This window comes from Microbacterium sp., assembly GCF_031180975.1.
Lineage (GTDB): Bacteria > Actinomycetota > Actinomycetes > Actinomycetales > Microbacteriaceae > Microbacterium.
On sequence record NZ_JAPSLI010000003.1, the window covers coordinates 253,340 to 271,623 of the forward strand.

Consider the following 18,284-nt stretch of genomic DNA (forward strand, 5'->3'; position numbering starts at 1 on the left):
GGCCTCGGCGTTGCGTAGCGTGGCGGGGTGCCCGCAGCGGAGTCATCGGATGCTGAGCCGGCGGCCCGCCCGCGCCTCCGGCTGAGCATCGGCGCCGCGGTCACACTGGGGCTGATCGTGCTGTCCGCCGCAGTCGGGTGGGGGCTGCTGCGAGGGCAGACGGCGCCTGTCGAGACCGTGCCGCTGGACACCGGATCCGAGGTGGAGTCCGCCGGGTCGTCCGGCCTGTACGTGCACGTGCTGGGCGCGGTGGAGAAACCGGGACTGTATGTCCTGGATGCCGACGCCCGTGTGGTCGACGCGCTGGCCGCGGCCGGCGGCAGTCTCGACACGGCCGATCTGCAGGCGGTGAACCTCGCCCGCCCGCTCAGCGACGGCGAGCAGATCGTCGTGCCGGTGCAGGGCGCCGCTCCGGCTCCCGGCGAGCAACCGGGCGTCCCGGCGCCTCCGGGTGACGGGAAGATCGACCTCAACACGGCCGATCAGGCCGCGCTCGAGACGCTGCCCAGGATCGGGCCTGCACTCGCGCAGCGCATCATCGAGTGGCGGGAGCAGAACGGCCGGTTCCGATCTGTCGATGACCTGCTCGGCGTCCCCGGGATCGGGGAGAAGCTGCTGGCCGGCATCCGCGAGCAGGTGCGGGTGTGAGGGACTTCCGCGCGACGCTCCTCGCGGGTGCGCTGTGGGCGGCGGCGCTGCTGCTGATCTCTTTCCCCGGCCTCGCACTGATGGCTGCGGTCGTCTGCGTCCTGACCGCCGCCGGATGCTGTGTGTTCGGCGGCCCGCACCGCCGGTCACGCGGACTCGGTGTGGTCGTGCTGCTGTGCTGTGCGGCGCTCGGATTCGGGGTGGCCGTGGCACAGCCGCAGCGCGAGGCGCTGGCGGACTGGGACGGTCGCGCCGTGGAGGTCGTGGTCGAGATCGCATCGTCGGCGTCGACCGGGAAGGACGGGCGGCTGTGGATGGACGCCACGACGGTTCGCGTCGGGTCGCCAGGGAGCGCGACACCGCTGGTCGCCCCGGTGCGGATCGGCATCGACCCGATGGAGGGAGCGGAGCTCGGCGCGACGCTGCGCCTCGTCGGCGAGGCGAAGAAGACGGATGCCGGGGAGCGCGCCGCCGCGGTCGTGTTCGCTCGCCGCGCGGAGGTCGTGGTTCCGGCATCCGGTGTGTTCGCCCTCGCCGCGCAGGCGCGTGCGGACTTCGTCTCCCGCGCGGGCAGGCTGCCCGAGCCGGGTGCCGGGCTGCTGCCGGGACTCGCGGTCGGTGACACCCGCGCGGTTTCCGAGCCGCTGGCGCAGGCGATGCGGGATTCGGGGCTCAGTCATCTCACCGCGGTGAGCGGTGCGAACTGCGCGATCGTCGTCGGTGCGGTGTTCTGGCTGGTCGGGCTGTGCGGTGGCGGGCGGACGCTGCGGGTCGTGCTCGCTCTGGCTGCTCTCGCCGCCTTCGTGGTGCTCGTGACACCAGAGCCGAGCGTGATCAGGGCGGGGGTGATGGCGGCGCTTGCGATGCTCACCGTGCTGCTGGGCCGGCCGAGCGCGGGCCTCGCCATGCTGTCGGTCGCGGTCAGTGGCATCCTGTTGGCCGACCCGTGGTTGGCGTCGTCGCCGGGGTTCGCGCTGTCGGTCGCAGCGACGGGCGCACTGCTGCTGCTCGCCCGCCCACTGCTGCGGGCGCTCGGACGGTGGATGCCGCATCCGTTGGCTCTCGCAGTGTCGGTCCCGCTCGCTGCTCAGGTGGTGTGCGGACCGATCGTCGCGCTGTTCGCTGAGCAGCAGTCGCTGGTCGGCGTCGCCGCGAACCTTCTTGCGGCTCCCGCGGCGCCGGTCGCGACGGTCATCGGGCTGCTCGCGTGCCTGGCCGCGCCCCTGCCCGAACTCGCGGATCTGTTCGCCGCGGCGGCGTGGCTGCCGGCCGCGTGGATCGCGTCGACGGCGCACGTCAGCGCCGGGTTGCCGGCGGCTACGGTGCGCGTCGAGGCGGGACCGGTCGCTGCCCTGGGGGCCGCGCTGCTGAGTGGCGCCGTCGCCGTCGCACTGATCCGACCTCGGAACCGCTGGCTGTGCCTCGTCGCGGCGGGCGTGCTGGTGGTCGCTGTCGGCCTCGGGGGAGGACGGATGCTGCTCACCGGCCCGCTCGCGCCGCTCACCTCGCCCGGGGAGTGGAGTGTGGCGGCGTGCGACGTGGGACAGGGGGATGCCGTGCTGGTGCGTTCAGCCGGGCGTGTTGCGCTCATCGACACCGGTCCCGAACCGGAGGCGCTGCGGCGCTGCCTGTCGGCGCTGGCTGTCAGCCGCATCGACCTTCTGGTGCTCACGCACTTCGACCTCGATCACGCGGGAGGGGTGCCCGCCGTGCTGGGGATGGTGGGCACCGCCGTTCACGGCCCACCCGGGGAGGCCGACGACCACGGCATCCTGCGCGGGCTCGAGTCGGGCGGGGCGGAGCTGGTCGCGGGGGCGGTCGGCACGCGCGGGATGCTGGGTGGCGCGCGGTGGAGCGTGCTGTGGCCGGTCGCCGACTCGACGGCGTTCCCGCCGGGCAACGACGCCAGCGTGGTGATCGAGATCGCGGGCGGCGGGGTGCCGCGCACGCTGTTCCTCGGCGACCTGTCAGCCGCCCCGCAACGCCTTCTGCTGTATGCCGGTCGGGTACGCGGCGGGTACGACGTCGTCAAGGTCGCACACCACGGCAGTCGAGATCAGGAAGCGGAGCTGTACCGCACCGCGGACGCCGCGGTGGCGCTGATCTCCGTCGGCGCGGGCAACGACTACGGGCATCCGCGCTCCGAGATCCTCTCGGTCCTCGACGCGACCGGTGCGCGGGTGTTCCGCACAGACCAGCAGGGGCGGGTGCTGCTGTCCGAGCGGGACGGGCGGCTCGCGGTGTGGACAGAGCGAGCTCCGCCGCCGGGGGAGTGACGGCCACTCGTCGCACCGCGGTCGTCGGTGGCCGCCGGTAGGCTGGTCGCATGCCCGCAGCCCGCTCTTCCGCCCGCGCTTCCGGCGCGCGCGCAGCGGGAAAGCCGTCCATCCCGCAGGTGTCGTGGCGCGAGCCCCGGCCGGCGCCCATCGTGCTGGTGTCGGGGCCGGAGGAGATCCTCGCCGAGCGGGCGATCGCCGGGGTCCGCGACTACCTGCGCGCGGAAGACCCGGCGCTCGAGGTCAGCGACATCCGTGCCGACGACTACGGCGCGGGCACGCTGCTCGCGGTCACCTCCCCGTCGCTGTTCGGCGAGCCCCGGCTCGTCCGCGTGGCCGGCGTCGAGAAGTGCTCGGACGCGTTCCTGCAGGAGGCGCTGAAGTACGTCGAGAACCCGCAGGAGGGGGCGACGGTCGTCCTTCGCCACACCGGGGCAAGCGTGCGGGGCAAGAAGCTTCTGGATGCCATCCGCGGGGGCACCGGTGGAGGCATCGAGATCCCGTGCGCGGCAGTGAAGCGCGACTCCGACCGTGTGGACTTCGCGGCCGGGGAGTTCAAGGCGGCGAAGAAGCGCATCGCGCCGAGCGCATTGCGCGCCCTCGTCTCGGCGTTCGCCGATGACCTCACCGAGCTCGCAGCCGCCTGCCAGCAGCTGATCGGCGACGTCGAGGGTGACATCACCGACGACGTCATCACCAAGTACTACGGCGGCCGGGTCGAAGTATCGGCCTTCGTGGTCGCCGATACCGCCATCGCCGGTCGCTACGGAGAAGCGCTGATCGCCTTGCGGCACGCACTCGCCTCCGGCGCGGACCCGGTGCCGATGGTGGCAGCGTTCGCGATGAAGCTCCGCACGATGGCGCGCGTTGCGGGCAACCGCGAGCCCAGCCGTCAGCTCGCCCAGCGACTCGGCATGAAGGACTGGCAGGTCGACAGAGCGCGCCGTGACCTGACCGGCTGGAACGAACGATCGCTCGGCATGGCGATCCAGGCTGTCGCTCGCGCCGATGCCGAGGTAAAGGGTGCCGCTCGCGACCCCATCTTCGCACTCGAGCGGATGGTCACCGTCATCGCCACCCGCGAACCGTTCGGCGAGTAGCCCGGCGCGGGATGCCGCGTGCCACCCCTTCCGGGTCAGCTCTACTCGGGGGTGGGGATGAACATGACGCGTCGGGTGGGGTGGTCGGTGTAGTGGCGGCCGAGGGGGCTGGTCCAGTGGATGGAGCCGTCCGCGGTCTGACGCGCGGTCCACCGGTGTGCGTCGGGCACGTCGGGGTGTTTGAGGGCGTGGTGGGTGAGGCAGAGGTGGCTCAGGTTGTCGGTGGCGGTGGGGCCGCCGAGGGCGTGGTCGTGGTTGTGGTCGATCTGGCAGCGGTAGACGGGCATGCGGCAGCCGGGGAACCGGCAATGCTGGTCGCGGGCGCGCAGGAACCTGCGCATCGGCTCCGTGGGCGTGTAGGTGTCGGTGCTGGTGACCAGGCCGGTGGGGTCCAGGAACAGGCGGGTCCAGCCGGTGTGGTTCCCGGCAAGATGGCGGGCGATGTCCGGGTCGAGCGGCCCGTGCCCGTCGAGGGAGGCGGGGTGGTCGTCGGCGCCGGTGAGGGTGGTGGCGTTCACGGTGATCTGGATGCGGGCGGTGATGTTGCCCAGTGCGGGGCCGTGCACGGTGGACGGGTCGGTGGTGAGCAGCAGGTCGGTGAGCAGGTCCGCCCGCATCTGATCCAACGTGCGGGTATCCGCTGAGAAATGGATCACATCGGGATGCTCCCCCGCGTCGGCACGCACCCGCGCCAGGATGCCGGCCACTTCGGGGTCGTTCATCCACTCCCACGGATCCTCGCCGGCAGATCCTTCGCCGGGTGGGGAGCCACGATCGGAGAACTCCCCGTATCCGGGCGGTGGGGGTGGGAAGGGGTCGGTGGTGAACGTGTCCCCGTCACCGAAGATCGCGTCCGCGGGATCGCCCGCCTCACCGCCGGTTGTGTCGCGGCTGGTGTCGGCGGTGATGTCCGTGTCGCCGGTCGAGGCGGGATGCCCAGCATCGGCAGCGGTGGAACCAGGGGCCGTAGTGTCCGGGTCCCGGTCGGTGACATCCGCGGGGACAACGCCAGTGCTGGCGGGGTCGGTGACACCGGCCTCCACGTCAGGGGTCTCCGCGTCACGGGCATCCGTGTTGTCCGTCTCGGCGTCTGCTTCCGGCGCCTCCGCCTCCGCGCGCCCGGCCGCGGCCTCGAACTCGTCGTCGTCGGTGATGACCGGTTCGGGCTCGTCCTGTGCGGCGTCGGTGTGGGCGCGGTGTTCGGCTTCGGCGAGGCGGATGGCGAGCAGGATGGCGTCGATGTCGGGTTCCCGGTCGGCTTCCTGCGCGATGCGGGTGAGCCGGTCATGGATCGCCACCGCCAAGTACTCCGGCAGGATCGCGGTCAACAACGCCAACCCGTCCCCGACGGAGCGCACAGTCACGGCGCGTTCGGCTTTGGCGTTGCGGTGCCGTTCGGTCACGCTCTGCCCGGCCAGGGCGGCGGCGACCTGCCGGGCGTGCGCCCGCGTCCGCATCGGGGAGTCGGTCTCGGCGACCACCAGCACGGCGGCCTGGTACAGGTCGATCACGTCGGGGTCGGCCTGACCGGCGCGGATCGCGGCGGTGATGGGCGACAGGGCGCGGGCGATCTCCCGGGCATGCGCGGCGTCGATCCGACCCTCCTCGAACGCAGCCCGCACCGCGGGCAGCTCGTCCATGATCGTCGCCGCGTCCAGGAACGCGTACTCGATCGCCCCCTTCGACACCCGCCCAGCCGCGGAGTACTCCGCCACCATCGACCGGTAGATCGAATCCCGATGCGCCGGATTCTCACGGATGTCCTCATCCAGCATCCGCATCCGCTCCGCCGCCAACCCCGCCAACCGAGCCTCCAACTTCGCGATCTCACGGCGAGTACGCACCCACTCATCCAGCAGCGCCTCACGCCGCTCGAGATCCAGAAGCTCCATCGCCATGCAACCAGTTTAGAACATATGTACGACACCGGCAAGGATCCAAAGCAAGAGTCTTGCGCAGAAACGAAGGAGGCCCGCCCCTGACGGGACGGACCTCCTGACGTGCGATGCGACTCAGAGCGAGGCGACCTGCTTGGCGATGGCCGACTTGCGGTTCTTCGCCTGGTTCTTGTGCACGACACCCTTGCTGACGGCCTTGTCGAGCTTGACGGATGCCTTGGCGAGGGCGGCCTCAGCGGCCTCCTTGTCGCCGGCGACGACGGCCTCGCGGGTCTTGCGGACCCACGTCTTCAGCTCGCTCTTGACGGCCTTGTTGCGCTCCTGAGCCTTCAGGTTCGTCTTGTTGCGCTTGATCTGCGACTTGATGTTTGCCACGTGTGGACACTTTCTATCTGATGATGATCGGATGCCGCCGGCGAGAGAGGGGCGCCGAACGGCGGTCGTGAGGGACGAACCCACACGCAAGCCAAGAGTCAATGTTACCAGCACGGGCGGGACCGCGCGAACGACTCACCCGGCGCGCCCCTCCGCGCCGATCCCCGCCTCGACTGTCGCGACGGCGAGCCGGAGCACCGCGTTGAACGCGGCCGGTCGCATCGTGGTCACGAGGTGCGACGTCTTCGGCACGACGATCAGTTCCGCATGCCGTGCGAGCCGGGTGAACAGCCGCTCATTCACACGCAGCTGATCGAACTGCCCGTTGACGAACCAGAGGGGCACCCGGATGCGGGCCACGGCCGTCGCGAGGTCGAGAGAGGACAGGCTGCTCAGGGCGATGTCCTGGGCGTCGAGCGCATATCCGCCCGCCTCGTAGTCATGGCGCGTCTCGGGCGGCAGCGTCGCAGCCAGCATCCGTCGGGTCAGCCACAGGCCGCGATCCGGCAGCCGATCGATGGTCCTGGCGAAGGTGCGGTACGCGGCCAGTGCGGCTCCGCGAGGGAGGGCCGTGCACGACACGGCCACCAGGCCGCTCACCGGCGGAGGATCGACCGCACCGGTGTACTCCAGGGTGAGCAGACCGCCCATCGAGTGCCCGACCAGCAGCACCGGGCCGCGCTCGGCGGCATCCCGCACCGCCTCATCGATCGTCGCGAACGCGCCATCGATGGTGAAGACCTCGTCGCGACGCGTGCCGTGGCCCGGCAAATCGACGGCGGTGACGGGGATGCCGTTCTGGTCGAGCCACGCGACCTGCGATCGCCACATGGTGGCGGAGGTGCGGATGCCGTGCACGAGAACGACCTGGACAGTCACGCTCCCAAGCATAGGAAAGCGGGGCCGGCGGACGAACCACCGGCCCCGCTCATGGACCGCTTCGACGAGCTCAGCGGCCCATCAGGGAATTACTTCTCCCAACCGACGTTCTCGACCGGCTGAACGCCGAACAGGTCGAGGCCGACGTACGGCTCCGGCGTCAGGTTGGCGAGGCCCTCCTTGACGGTCCAGATCTCCGGGCCGTTGAAGGCCGGCAGCAGGCCCCAGGTCTGCTTGAAGATCTCGGCCTCCATCTCCATGGCCTTCTTGGTCTGCTCCTCGGGGTCGGAGATGGTCTCCAGCTCCTCGTGGATCATCTTGTCGATCTCCGGCGTGCCGGTGCCCGACAGGTTCAGACCGCTGTCCGAGCAGTACAGCTGGCAGAACCAGGCCGCACCGAACGGGTCGGACGACGTGAAGTTCAGGAAGAACATGTCGCCGTTCTGGTTGGTGTAGTCCTCAGCGAAGTCCGAAGACGGACGCTGGTCGACCTTCACCTCGACACCGATCTCCTTCAGCTGTGCCTGGACGGCCACCGAACGCGCACGGGCGGTCTCGGTGTCGCTGTGCACGGGGAAGACGATGGACAGCTTCTGGCCGTCCTTCTCGCGGATGCCGTCCTCACCGGCGACCCAGCCGGCGTCGTCGAGCAGCTTGTTCGCCTTCTCGGTGTCGCCGTCCTTGCGGCCGGCCTTCTCCAGCGAGTTGCTGTAGTGCGGCTGGAACGAGAAAAGCGTGAGCGAGCCGGCGGGCGGCTCGGTGTAGTTCAGGCCGTTGAAGACGATCTCCTTGATCTGCTCGAGGTTGATCGCGGTGAAGATGGCCTCACGGACCTCGAGCTCCTTCAGAGCCGGCGAGGCGGAGTTCAGCGTGAACAGAGCGTTGGCGGTCGCCTGGCCCTTGTAGGTCTTCACGCCTTCGAGGTCCTCGATCTGCGCGAGCAGCTCGGCGCTGCCGGTCTCGGCCATGTCGACCTCGTCGTTGCGAAGAGCGTTGACCGCGGCGGTCGGCTCCATCTGCACGAAGGTGACCTTGTCGAGCAGCGGCTTCTCGCCCCACCACTTGTCGTTCGGAACCAGGTTCACGAAGCCACCGGTCTTGTCGTAGCTCTCGACCGTGTACGGACCTGCGCCCCACTCTGCGTGCCAGTCACCCAGGAACGCGGTGTTGAACAGCTCCGGCGTGTTGACGGCCGGGTGCAGGAGGCCGCCGGTGTACACCATCTCCGGCCAGGCGAACTCGCCGTCGAAGGTGACGATGACGTCCTTGTCGGTCTCGCCCTTCTCGACGGACTTGATCTCCTTCCAGCCGTCGGTCGCGTTCGGCTGGTAGGCCTCGTTCTCGCCGTTCTGCGCCTTCCAGGTCGCCTCGAACGACTTCCAGTCGATCGGAGTGCCGTCGTTCCAGGTCGCCTCCTCGGTGACCTTGAAACGGATGACGGTGTTGCCGTCCTCGACGCCGAACGAGTACTCGTCCAGGTACGCGTCGTTCTTGTATACGGTTCCGTCGGGCTTCATCAGCAGGAGCTGCGGGGTGAACCAGGTGGAGATCTGGGTCACGCGCGCGTCGCCGTCGCTGTGGAAGTGGTTCAGCTGCTCCGCGATGTTGGGCACAGGAATGCGAAGCTCGCCGCCCTGCTTGAGGTTCTCGCGCGGCTGCGGGTTGTAGTCCGCACCGGTGACGGTCTCCTTCTCTCCGTCGCCGCCGCCGTTTCCACCGTTGTCTCCGGTGTTCGCTGCACACCCGCCAAGGGCGAGCGCGAGAGCGCCGCTGATCGCGACCGCTCCCATCAGCTTGTGCTGCTTCATGGTGCTCCTTTCGCCTTTCGGCGTTCGATAGGGGAAGACTAGTTCGCGATCAACCCGCGTAGAGGTGCGCGCAAGTGAATCGTGACTAACTGTTATCGGACGGTGATCCTCTGTGATCGGCCCGTAACGTTCCCCGGTGGTACGGGAGGTCAGACCGACGCGGGGCGCGCCGCCATGGCCTCCGGGTCGAACACGACCCGCTGGCGGGTGCGCTCGATGTCTGGGTCGGGGACGGGGATCGCCGACAGCAGCGCCTGCGTGTACGGATGCTGCGGGTTGTCGAACACGTCGTCGACGTCGCCGTGCTCCACGAACGCGCCCTTGTACATGACCGCGACGCGGTCGGCGATGTGCCGCACGACGGCGAGATCGTGCGCGACGAACAGGTACGACAGCCCCAGCTTCGCCTTCAGTTCGTCCAACAGGTTGATGACACCCGCCTGGATCGAGACGTCCAGCGCCGAGACCGGCTCGTCGAGCACGACGATCTTCGGGTTGGTCGACAGGGCGCGAGCGATGCCGATGCGCTGACGCTGACCGCCCGAGAACGCGCCCGGGAACCGGTCGCTGTGCGCGGGATTGAGGCCGACGATGTCCATCAGCTCGTCGACTCGGTCGTACGCCTCCTCCTTCGGCATCCCGATCGACAGCATCGGCTCGGCGATGATGTCGGACACGGTCATGCGCGGGTCGAGCGCACCCATCGGGTCCTGGAACACGATCTGCAGGTCGCGCCGCACGCGCCGCTCATGGGCGCGGTTGCGGATGTCCTCGACCTTGGTGCCGGCGATCACGATGTCGCCGTCCTCGGGCTTCACGAGGTCCATGATCTGCAGCAGCGTCGTGGTCTTGCCGCTGCCGGACTCACCGACGATCGCCATCGTCTCGCCCTCGCGGACGTCGAAGCTGATGCCCTTCACAGCGTGCACCTCGCCGACCTTGCGCTTGAGCACGCCCTTCAGGATCGGGAAGGTCTTGTTGAGATTGCGCACCTCGAGGGTGACCGGCCGCTGCTCGCGCGGCGTGCGGGTGAGGCTGCTCTCGGGGATCTCGGGGACGGGGTACACGGGCAGTCCGCCGATGACGCCGCCGTCCTCGATCTGGTCCGCGCGGATGCAGGCGGCGGTGTGCGATTCGCCAGTTCCGGTCGCCACAGGTGCGAGATCGGGCTCGCGGGTGAGGCAGGCTTCGACGGCGATCGGGCAGCGCGGCGCGAACGGGCACGCGTCGGGCAGATCGATCAGCAGCGGGGGATTGCCCTTGATCGGAATCAGCGGCGTTTTCTCGCCCTTGTCCACACGGGGGATCGCGCCCAAAAGGCCGATCGAGTACGGCATCCGCGTGTGGTAGAAGAGCTCGCGCACCGGCGCGTGCTCCACAGGCTTGCCCGCGTACATCACCAGCACGTCGTCTGCGGTGTTCGCGACCACGCCCATGTCGTGGGTGATCATGATCATGGCGGCGCCGGTCTCGTCCTGCGCCTTCTTCATGAGGTCGAGGATCTGGGCCTGGATCGTGACGTCGAGCGCGGTCGTCGGCTCGTCGGCGATGATCAGCTTCGGATCGTTGGCCATTGCGATCGCGATGACCACGCGCTGCCGCATCCCACCGGAGAACTCGTGCGGGAACTGCTTCATGCGCCGCTCGGGCTCGTTGATCCCGACCAGCGTGAGCAGTTCGATGGAGCGATCCCAGGCATCCTTCTTCGACAGCTTGCGGTGCACCGTCAGCGCTTCGATCAGCTGGTCGCCGATCGTGAAGACGGGCGTCAGAGAGGTGAGCGGGTCCTGGAAGACCATCGCCATGCCGTTGCCGCGGATGACCGACATCTGCTTGTCGCTCTTGCCCAGCAGTTCCTGGCCGTCGAAGATGATCGAGCCGCTGACGCGGGCGTTCTCATCGAGCAGCCCCATGATCGCCAGCGAGGTGACGGATTTGCCGGAGCCCGACTCGCCGACGATGCCCAGCGTCTTGCCGGACTCGAGGTCGAAGGAGACACCGCGCACGGCGTCGACGCGCCCTGCCTCGGAGGGGAAGCTGACCTTCAGGTCACGAACGGAGAGTACGGTGCTCATGCGCGGCCTCCTGCCGCCGAGGTGGGATCGAGGGCGTCGCGCAGACCGTCGGCGATGAGCGCCATGGACACGGTCAGCAGGGTGAGGACCGCTGCCGGGTAGTAGAACAGCCATGGCGCACTGGTGATGGTGCTCGCGCCGTAACCGATCAGAGCTCCCAGAGACACGTCGGGCAGCTTCACGCCGAAACCGAGGAACGACAGGCCCGTCTCGGTCAGCACGGCGGCGACGATCCCGAGTGTGAAGTTGATCACCAGCAGTGAGCCGATGTTGGGAAGCATGTGACGAAGCACGATGCGCCAGCCGGAAAGGCCCGCGTAGCGCGCGGCGTGGATGAACTCGCGTTCGCGGATGGACAGCGACAGCGTCCAGATGATGCGGGCGGGCATGAACCAGCCGACGATGAAGATCATCACCAGCGAGATGATCAGCCAGTTGCCGCCGACGTCGTTGGAGATCATCGCGAGGATGAGGAAGTTCGGGATGACCATCATGAAGTGGATCACGACGAGCGTCGCGCGCTCGTAGAAGCCGCCGAAGTACGCCGCCGTCGCCCCCACGATGGCGGAGAGCACCGTCGTGCCGACCGCGACGAGCACGGCGATCATGATCGAGCGCTGCAGACCCACGGCGACCTGGGCGAAGTTGTCGTTGCCGGAGCCGTTCGTTCCGAACCAGTGGTCGGCCGACGGCGCCTTGCGCAGGGCGAGGAAGTCGAGGTGCGTGTGACTGTAGGGCGCGATGAGCGGGCCGACGATCGCGAAGATGATCAGCAGGATCAGCACCACGACGCCGACGACGGCGGCGCGGTTGCGCATGAAGCGGCGGCTGTAGAGCGTCCACTTCGAGGTGCGCTTGCGGCTGACCGGCGCGGTGGCTTCGGTGCCTGCGGCCTGGACGGTGGGGTCGAACATCTCAGTGGTCATGTCAGCTCACTCGCACTCTCGGGTCGAGGACGACGACGGCGACGTCGGCGAGGATGGCGCCGATCGCGGTCATCAGCGCGCCGAATGCAGCGATCGCGACCGTGCCGTGGATGTCATTGGTGCCGAGCGTCGTCAGGAAGTATCGGCCCATGCCGTTCCAGTTGAAGATCGTCTCGGTCAGGACTGCTCCGGTGAACACCGTGGGGATGGTGAACGCCACCTGCGTGGCGACCGGGATCAGCGAGGTGCGCAGCGCGTGCTTGCGCACCGCCTGCGCCTTGGTCAGGCCCTTCGCCCTCGCCGTGCGGACGTAGTCGGCCTTGATGTTGTCCAGCAGCAGGGAGCGCTGCAGGAAGTGGATGCCGGCGTAACCGGTGAGCACCAGGGCGAGCGTGGGCAGGATCAGATGCTGCAGCACGTCGATGAGAACGGGGAAGAAGCCGGTGACACCTTGGCTGGCGGAGCCGGTGACATAGAACACGCGGGTGCCGACGGCGTTGTTGAAGTTGATGGCGAGGAGCACGAACGCGAGGCCGGCGACCACGATCGGGATGTTCATCGTGATGATGCTGGTGGCCTGACCGATCCGGTCGGCGAGCTTGTACTGCCGTGACGCGGTGTACACACCGAGCGCGATGCCGATGACGGTCGTGATGAGCGTCGCGCCCAGAACCAGTTCCGCACTGACCCAGATCCGGTACGCGACCTGCTCGTTGACCGATTCACCGGTGGGCCCGAGGCCCCAATCCCAGCGGAGGACGATCCCGGTGATCCACGTCCACCAGCGCTCCAGGAGCGGGATGTTCTCGCTCAGGTTGCGGGGAGCGAGGAGCCGCTCGATCTCCTCGGGGGAGAGCGGCGGGCGGCGCTGGGCGTAGTTGTTCTCGGGATCGAGGAAGTTCCACGCCAGGAAGTAGGTGATGTTCGTCGCGACGACGATCATCAGCGCCCACCCCAATAGGCGGCGCACGAGATACTTGATCAAGGTGATGATTCTTTCTCTGTTCTACAGCCGTGCGCGGGATCTGCCGACGCAACGCTGGGTCGGGATGTATTCAAGCATCATCCATCGTTTTCACGAAGTGACACCGCATCGGGCTGTTACGGAGTCCTAACGCCTGCGGTATCCAGTGTCACTGTTCCCCAGGCAACTTCGGGAGACTATCACCGGTCGGGACGAATCGGGGATTAGGCCCTCCTGAACGTAGAATCGACGGAACCCGACCGCTCGCACAAGGACCGCATGTCACCCCGCGCACTCTCCCCGTTGTCGCCCGCAGCCACGCCCGCGACGCAGATCCGCAACTTCTGCATCATCGCCCACATCGACCACGGCAAGTCGACGCTGGCGGATCGGATGCTGCAGATCACTGGCGTGGTCGCCGATCGCGACATGCGTGCGCAGTACCTCGATCGCATGGACATCGAGCGCGAGCGCGGCATCACGATCAAGAGCCAGGCGGTGCGGATGCCGTGGCAGCTCGAGGACCAGACGTTCGCGCTCAACATGATCGACACTCCCGGCCACGTCGACTTCACGTACGAGGTGTCGCGTTCCCTCGCCGCGTGCGAAGGGGCGATCCTGCTGGTCGACGCCGCGCAGGGCATCGAAGCGCAGACCCTCGCGAACCTGTACTTGGCGCTCGAGAACGATCTGACGATCATCCCTGTGCTGAACAAGATCGACCTACCGGCCGCGGACCCGGACAAGTTCGCGAAGGAGCTCGCCGACCTCATCGGTGGGCGCCCTGAGGACGTGCTGCGAGTGTCGGGCAAGACCGGCGTCGGCGTGGAGGAGCTGCTGGACCGCATCGTCGAGCAGATCCCAGCACCGGTCGGCGACCCGGACGCACCGGCGCGCGCGATGATCTTCGACTCGGTGTACGACGCCTACCGCGGCGTGGTGACCTACGTGCGCATGGTGGACGGGCAGCTGCAACCACGCGAGCGCATCCAGATGATGTCGACCAAGGCCACGCACGATCTGCTCGAGATCGGCGTATCGAGCCCCGAGCCGATCCCCACCAAGGGCCTCGGCGTCGGCGAGGTGGGCTATCTCATCACCGGTGTGAAGGACGTGCGGCAGTCGAAGGTGGGTGACACCGTCACGAGCGCCCGCAAGCCCGCCGAAGAGGCGCTGGCCGGATACACCGATCCCAAGCCGATGGTGTTCTCGGGCATCTACCCGATCGACGGCAGCGACTACGCACTGCTGCGCGAAGCGCTCGACAAGCTCAAGCTGTCGGACGCCTCGCTGCAGTACGAGCCGGAGACATCCGTCGCGCTCGGCTTCGGCTTCCGCTGCGGATTCCTCGGACTGCTGCACCTCGAGATCATCACCGAGCGTCTCTCGCGTGAGTTCGACCTCGACCTCATCACGACCGCGCCCAGCGTGATCTACGAGGTCACCACCGACACGGGGGAGAAGGTCACCGTCACCAACCCCAGCGAGTACCCCGACGGTCGGGTCGCCAGTGTGGCCGAGCCGATGGTGAAGGCAGCCATTCTGCTGCCGAAGGACTACGTCGGCACCGTCATGGAGCTGTGCCAGTCCCGTCGCGGTTCGCTTCTGGGTATGGAGTACTTCTCCGAGGAGCGCGTCGAGCTGCGTTACAACATCCCGCTCGGCGAGATCGTGTTCGACTTCTTCGACCAGCTGAAGTCGAAGACCCAGGGGTACGCGTCCCTCGACTACGAGCCGTCCGGTCAGCAGGAGGCCGATCTGGTGAAGGTCGACATCCTGCTGCAGGGCGAGAAGGTCGACGCCTTCAGCTCGATCGTGCACCGTGACAAGGCGTACAGCTACGGCACGATGATGGCCGAGCGGCTGCGGAAGCTCATTCCGCGTCAGCAGTTCGAGGTGCCGATCCAGGCGGCCATCGGCGCTCGCATCATCGCCCGCGAGACCATCCGTGCGATCCGCAAGGACGTGCTCGCCAAGTGCTACGGCGGTGACATCAGCCGCAAGCGCAAGCTCCTCGAGAAGCAGAAGGAGGGGAAGAAGCGCATGAAGATGGTCGGGCGCGTCGAGGTCCCCCAGGAGGCGTTCATCGCCGCCTTGTCCGGCGACGTCGAAGGCAAGGACAAGAAGTAGCCCGCTGGCTGGGTCCCTACGTCCACGGCATGACGTCGATCTTCCTCGGATCAGGTTGATGCCGTTCCGGGCTGTGGATAAGCCTCGGTTGCAGGTTGGGCCCTTCCACGGGCTCAGGCACCCAGCCGGGCGGGCCGGGCGATTCGGGCGGTGTCCAGCTTGCCTGGGTAGGCTGGACCTCATGCGTCGCGGCACATTCCGAGAAGGCACGGTGGACTACGCCGCGGTCGGGGCGACCCACGCCCCCGATCTCATGCAGTACCCGCCGGAGCGCAGCATCCCCGCCGAGGAGTCATGGCGGATCGGCAGCGGCGAGGAACGCTTCCACACTGCGGGGGAGGCGCTGCTGTCCTGGACGGCGCAGCGCGCCGCCGGCCTGGAATTGATCGACGTACGTCCGGCATCCGGCGCCGGCTACAGCGGCGTGAGCTTCGACGCCGAGGGTGCTCCCATCGCGCCGAACCGCACCACCGTCGAGCAGCGCTACGACGGCGAGGGCACCCCGTTCGTGGCCCCCGGCATGACCCTGAAGGTGCGCGGACGCGTCGCCGGTATGCGGGCCGACGCCGAGCTGCGCGTCATCTCGGTCACCGAGGAGCGTCGCCGCATCGGCTTCGTGCTCGGTACCGTCGGCGGCTCGGTCGTGAGCGGTGAGGAGTCGTTCGACGTGGAGTGGCGCGAGGACACTGACGAGGTGTGGTTCACGGTCCGCGCCTTCGACGCCCCTGTTTCGGTGCTGTACCGCATCCCGTGGCTCGTCAAGCGTCGCCGTCGCGAACTGTTCGCGCGCTACCTCCGCGCGATCTCCCCGCTGTATGCGACCCCCGTCTGATGGCGGGTCCGCTTCCGCTCGGAGACCCCGCTCCGTCCGACGGTCGACTGCCTTCGGATCTTCCGATCGACCCGGCTGTTCCGTTCTCCGCCTACCTGCACGTGCCGTTCTGTCGTGTGCGCTGCGGCTACTGCGACTTCAACACCTACACCTCCGGTGAGCTGCGCGGCGCCCGTCAGGAGGACTACGCGACCACCCTGATCGGAGAGATCGACCTCGCCAGGCGGGTGCTGGCGGAGGCCGGAGGGCCGCGCCCCCTCGACACGGTGTTCTTCGGCGGCGGGACCCCGACCCTGCTCCCGCCCGGTGACCTCGCCCGGATGCTGGACGCCGCGGCGACCGCGTTCGGCATCCGCGACGGCGCCGAGGTCACCGTCGAGGCCAACCCCGACACGGTCACCACCGACGTGATGCGCACACTCGCCGACGCCGGGGTCACCCGGGTGTCCATCGGCATGCAGTCCGCCGTCCCGCACGTGCTGGCGGCCCTGGACCGCACCCATCGTCCGGAGAACGTCGGCGCGGCGGTGCGCGCGGCGCGCGATGTCGGCCTGGACGTGAGCGTCGACCTGATCTACGGTGCGCCCGGCGAAAGCCTGGGCGACTGGGAGCGCTCGCTCGACGCGGCACTGGGGCTCGCGCCCGACCACATCTCGGCCTACGCGCTGATCATCGAGGACGGCACCAAGCTCGCCAGGCAGATCCGCCGCGGCGAGGTGCCCGCGCCCGACGACGACCTGCAGGCCGACATGTACGAGCTGGCCGACGCGCGACTCGCCGACGCGGGATACGACTGGTATGAGGTGAGCAACTGGGCGCGTCGCGCGAACGCCGCGCAGGCGGACGCGGGAACCGAGGATCACCGTTCCCGTCACAACATGGCGTACTGGCGCGGGTCGGACTGGTGGGGCTTCGGCCCGGGCGCGCACAGCCACGTGGCGGGCCTGCGCTGGTGGAACGTCAAGCACCCGGCCGCCTACGCGCAGCGGCTCGCGGGTGCGCAGTCGCCCGCCGCCGGCCGGGAACGACCTGGCGCCGATGCGCGGAACCTCGAGCGCGTCCTGCTGCAGAGCCGGCTCGCCGAGGGGCTGCCGCTCGACGACATCCCTCCTGAAAGGCGCGATCGGGTCGCCGGGCTGATCGCCGACGGCCTGGTGCAGGCGCAACCCGCCCTGCGCGAGCGTCGCGTGCGCCTCACGCTGCGAGGGCGTCTTCTTGCGGATGCCGTCGTGCGCGCCCTCACCGACTGACGGGCATGACGGGTAGAATTGGCACTCGGTAGGACTGAGTGCCAGCGGGAGGGATGATGGTCACAGAGAGAGGACTGCAGGTTCTCCGCGCCATCGTGCAGGACTACGTCGAGTCCCACGAACCGGTCGGCAGCAGGTCGATCGTCGAGCGCCACGCATTCGGGGTCTCCGCCGCCACCATCCGCAACGACATGGCCCAGCTCGAGGACGAGGAACTCATCGTCGCGCCGCACACGTCGTCGGGACGCGTGCCCACAGACAAGGGCTACCGGGTGTTCGTCAACCACTTGGCTCAGCTGCGTCCGCTCTCGGCCGCTCAGCGCAGCGCCATCGAGACCTTCCTCGCCGACCCGAGCGACCTCGACGACCTGATGGCGCGCACCGTCCGCGTGCTCACGCAGCTCACCGGCCAGGTGGCGCTCGCCCAGTACCCGTCGTTCGCCCGCGCCCACATCACGCACGTCGAGCTCGTCGCCATCGCGCCCAACCGCCTGCTCGTGATCCTCGTCACCGACACCGGCGGCGTGTCGCAGCGCATCGCTCACCTGCCGATCGACGTCGACGACGAGGACGTCGCCGTGCTCCGCGCCCGTCTCGCCGCGCTCGTCACGGGCCGGGCAGTCAGCGACGCGGCGGACCGGCTGCAATCCCTCGCCGTGCCGGAGGAGGGCTCGCCCGCGGTGCGCATCCACGCCGCACTGGCGCCGCTCACCGTCGTCATCGCGGAGGAGCTCGACGAGTTCCGGCAGGACCGCCTGGTGATGGCGGGCGCGGCGACGCTCGCCCGCCGCGAGCAGGACTTCCGCGGCAGCATCCATCCGCTGCTCGAGGCGATCGAGGAGCAGGTGACCCTGCTGCGCCTGATGAGCGAGATGGTGACGGACGAGCACGGTCTCGCCACCAGCATCGGCAGCGAGAACGCCCCGTTCGGCCTCACGGAGGCGTCGATCGTGGCCAGCAACTACGCAGCCTCCGGCGGCACGGCGCGCGTCGGCGTGATGGGCCCGACGCGCATGGACTATCCGAGCAACCTCGCAGCGGCCAGGGCCGTGGCCCGCTACCTGACGCGGATGCTCGAGGAAGACGAGGCGAGCCGCTGAGGCGGCGCGCTCAGACGTACCCA

At 68.6% G+C, this 18,284-nt stretch carries 14 protein-coding genes; 7 read left to right on the forward strand and 7 right to left on the reverse strand.

What is annotated here, in order from left to right; translation table 11 throughout:
- Positions 1-27: 27 nt before the first annotated feature.
- The 3 genes from RIF65_RS06010 to holA are packed head-to-tail and all read left to right on the forward strand — an operon-like array spanning position 28 to position 4,024.
- On the forward strand, positions 28-648 hold the full coding sequence (locus RIF65_RS06010; RefSeq protein ID WP_309066407.1) for a ComEA family DNA-binding protein: 621 nt from the start codon (positions 28-30) through the stop codon (positions 646-648).
- Complete coding sequence (locus RIF65_RS06015) at positions 645-2,924, forward strand: ComEC/Rec2 family competence protein (RefSeq protein ID WP_309066408.1); 2,280 nt, start codon at positions 645-647, stop codon at positions 2,922-2,924. Before RIF65_RS06010 ends, RIF65_RS06015 begins: the two co-directional genes overlap by 4 nt.
- A 50-nt stretch (positions 2,925-2,974) precedes the next feature.
- Positions 2,975-4,024, forward strand: coding sequence for a DNA polymerase III subunit delta (holA, locus tag RIF65_RS06020; RefSeq protein WP_309066409.1), 1,050 nt, complete (start codon positions 2,975-2,977; stop codon positions 4,022-4,024).
- A 41-nt stretch (positions 4,025-4,065) separates the two neighbouring features.
- Here holA and RIF65_RS06025 read toward each other — a convergent pair whose 3' ends face one another.
- From RIF65_RS06025 to RIF65_RS06055, 7 genes are all read right to left on the reverse strand, one after another.
- Positions 4,066-5,922, reverse strand: a complete 1,857-nt coding sequence (locus tag RIF65_RS06025) for a DUF222 domain-containing protein (RefSeq protein WP_309066410.1) — start codon at positions 5,920-5,922, stop codon at positions 4,066-4,068.
- 114 nt (positions 5,923-6,036) lie between these two features.
- Positions 6,037-6,297: a 30S ribosomal protein S20 gene (gene rpsT, locus RIF65_RS06030; protein ID WP_309066411.1), complete on the reverse strand. Its 261-nt coding sequence runs from the start codon at positions 6,295-6,297 to the stop codon at positions 6,037-6,039.
- Between the two features lie 135 nt (positions 6,298-6,432).
- Positions 6,433-7,176 (reverse strand): alpha/beta fold hydrolase, encoded by a 744-nt coding sequence (locus RIF65_RS06035; protein ID WP_309066412.1) that lies wholly within the window; start codon positions 7,174-7,176, stop codon positions 6,433-6,435.
- A gap of 89 nt (positions 7,177-7,265) precedes the next feature.
- On the reverse strand, positions 7,266-8,984 hold the full coding sequence (locus tag RIF65_RS06040; RefSeq protein WP_309066413.1) for an ABC transporter family substrate-binding protein: 1,719 nt from the start codon (positions 8,982-8,984) through the stop codon (positions 7,266-7,268).
- A gap of 149 nt (positions 8,985-9,133) precedes the next feature.
- On the reverse strand, positions 9,134-11,059 hold the full coding sequence (locus RIF65_RS06045) for an ABC transporter ATP-binding protein (RefSeq protein WP_309066414.1): 1,926 nt from the start codon (positions 11,057-11,059) through the stop codon (positions 9,134-9,136).
- Positions 11,056-11,985: an ABC transporter permease gene (locus tag RIF65_RS06050; protein ID WP_309066415.1), complete on the reverse strand. Its 930-nt coding sequence runs from the start codon at positions 11,983-11,985 to the stop codon at positions 11,056-11,058. Before RIF65_RS06050 ends, RIF65_RS06045 begins: the two co-directional genes overlap by 4 nt.
- 1 nt (position 11,986) lies before the next feature.
- Positions 11,987-12,970 carry an ABC transporter permease gene (locus tag RIF65_RS06055; RefSeq protein WP_309066416.1) on the reverse strand — a complete coding sequence of 328 codons (984 nt, stop codon included), beginning with the start codon at positions 12,968-12,970 and terminating at the stop codon, positions 11,987-11,989.
- Between the two features lie 258 nt (positions 12,971-13,228).
- On the opposite strand from RIF65_RS06055, the gene lepA reads away from it, so the two are divergent.
- The 4 genes from lepA to hrcA all read left to right on the forward strand — a co-directional run bounded on the left by lepA (position 13,229) and on the right by hrcA (position 18,261).
- On the forward strand, positions 13,229-15,079 hold the full coding sequence (lepA, locus tag RIF65_RS06060; RefSeq protein ID WP_309066417.1) for a translation elongation factor 4: 1,851 nt from the start codon (positions 13,229-13,231) through the stop codon (positions 15,077-15,079).
- A gap of 181 nt (positions 15,080-15,260) precedes the next feature.
- A complete protein-coding gene (locus RIF65_RS06065) occupies positions 15,261-15,911 on the forward strand; it encodes a DUF1990 family protein (protein ID WP_309066418.1) in 651 nt (216 codons plus the stop codon).
- Entirely contained in the window at positions 15,911-17,161 is a 1,251-nt protein-coding gene (gene hemW, locus RIF65_RS06070; RefSeq protein ID WP_309066419.1) for a radical SAM family heme chaperone HemW, read from the forward strand. Before RIF65_RS06065 ends, hemW begins: the two co-directional genes overlap by 1 nt.
- Positions 17,162-17,217: 56 nt before the next feature.
- Positions 17,218-18,261, forward strand: a complete 1,044-nt coding sequence (gene hrcA / locus RIF65_RS06075) for a heat-inducible transcriptional repressor HrcA (RefSeq protein ID WP_309066420.1) — start codon at positions 17,218-17,220, stop codon at positions 18,259-18,261.
- Positions 18,262-18,284: the final 23 nt, after the last annotated feature.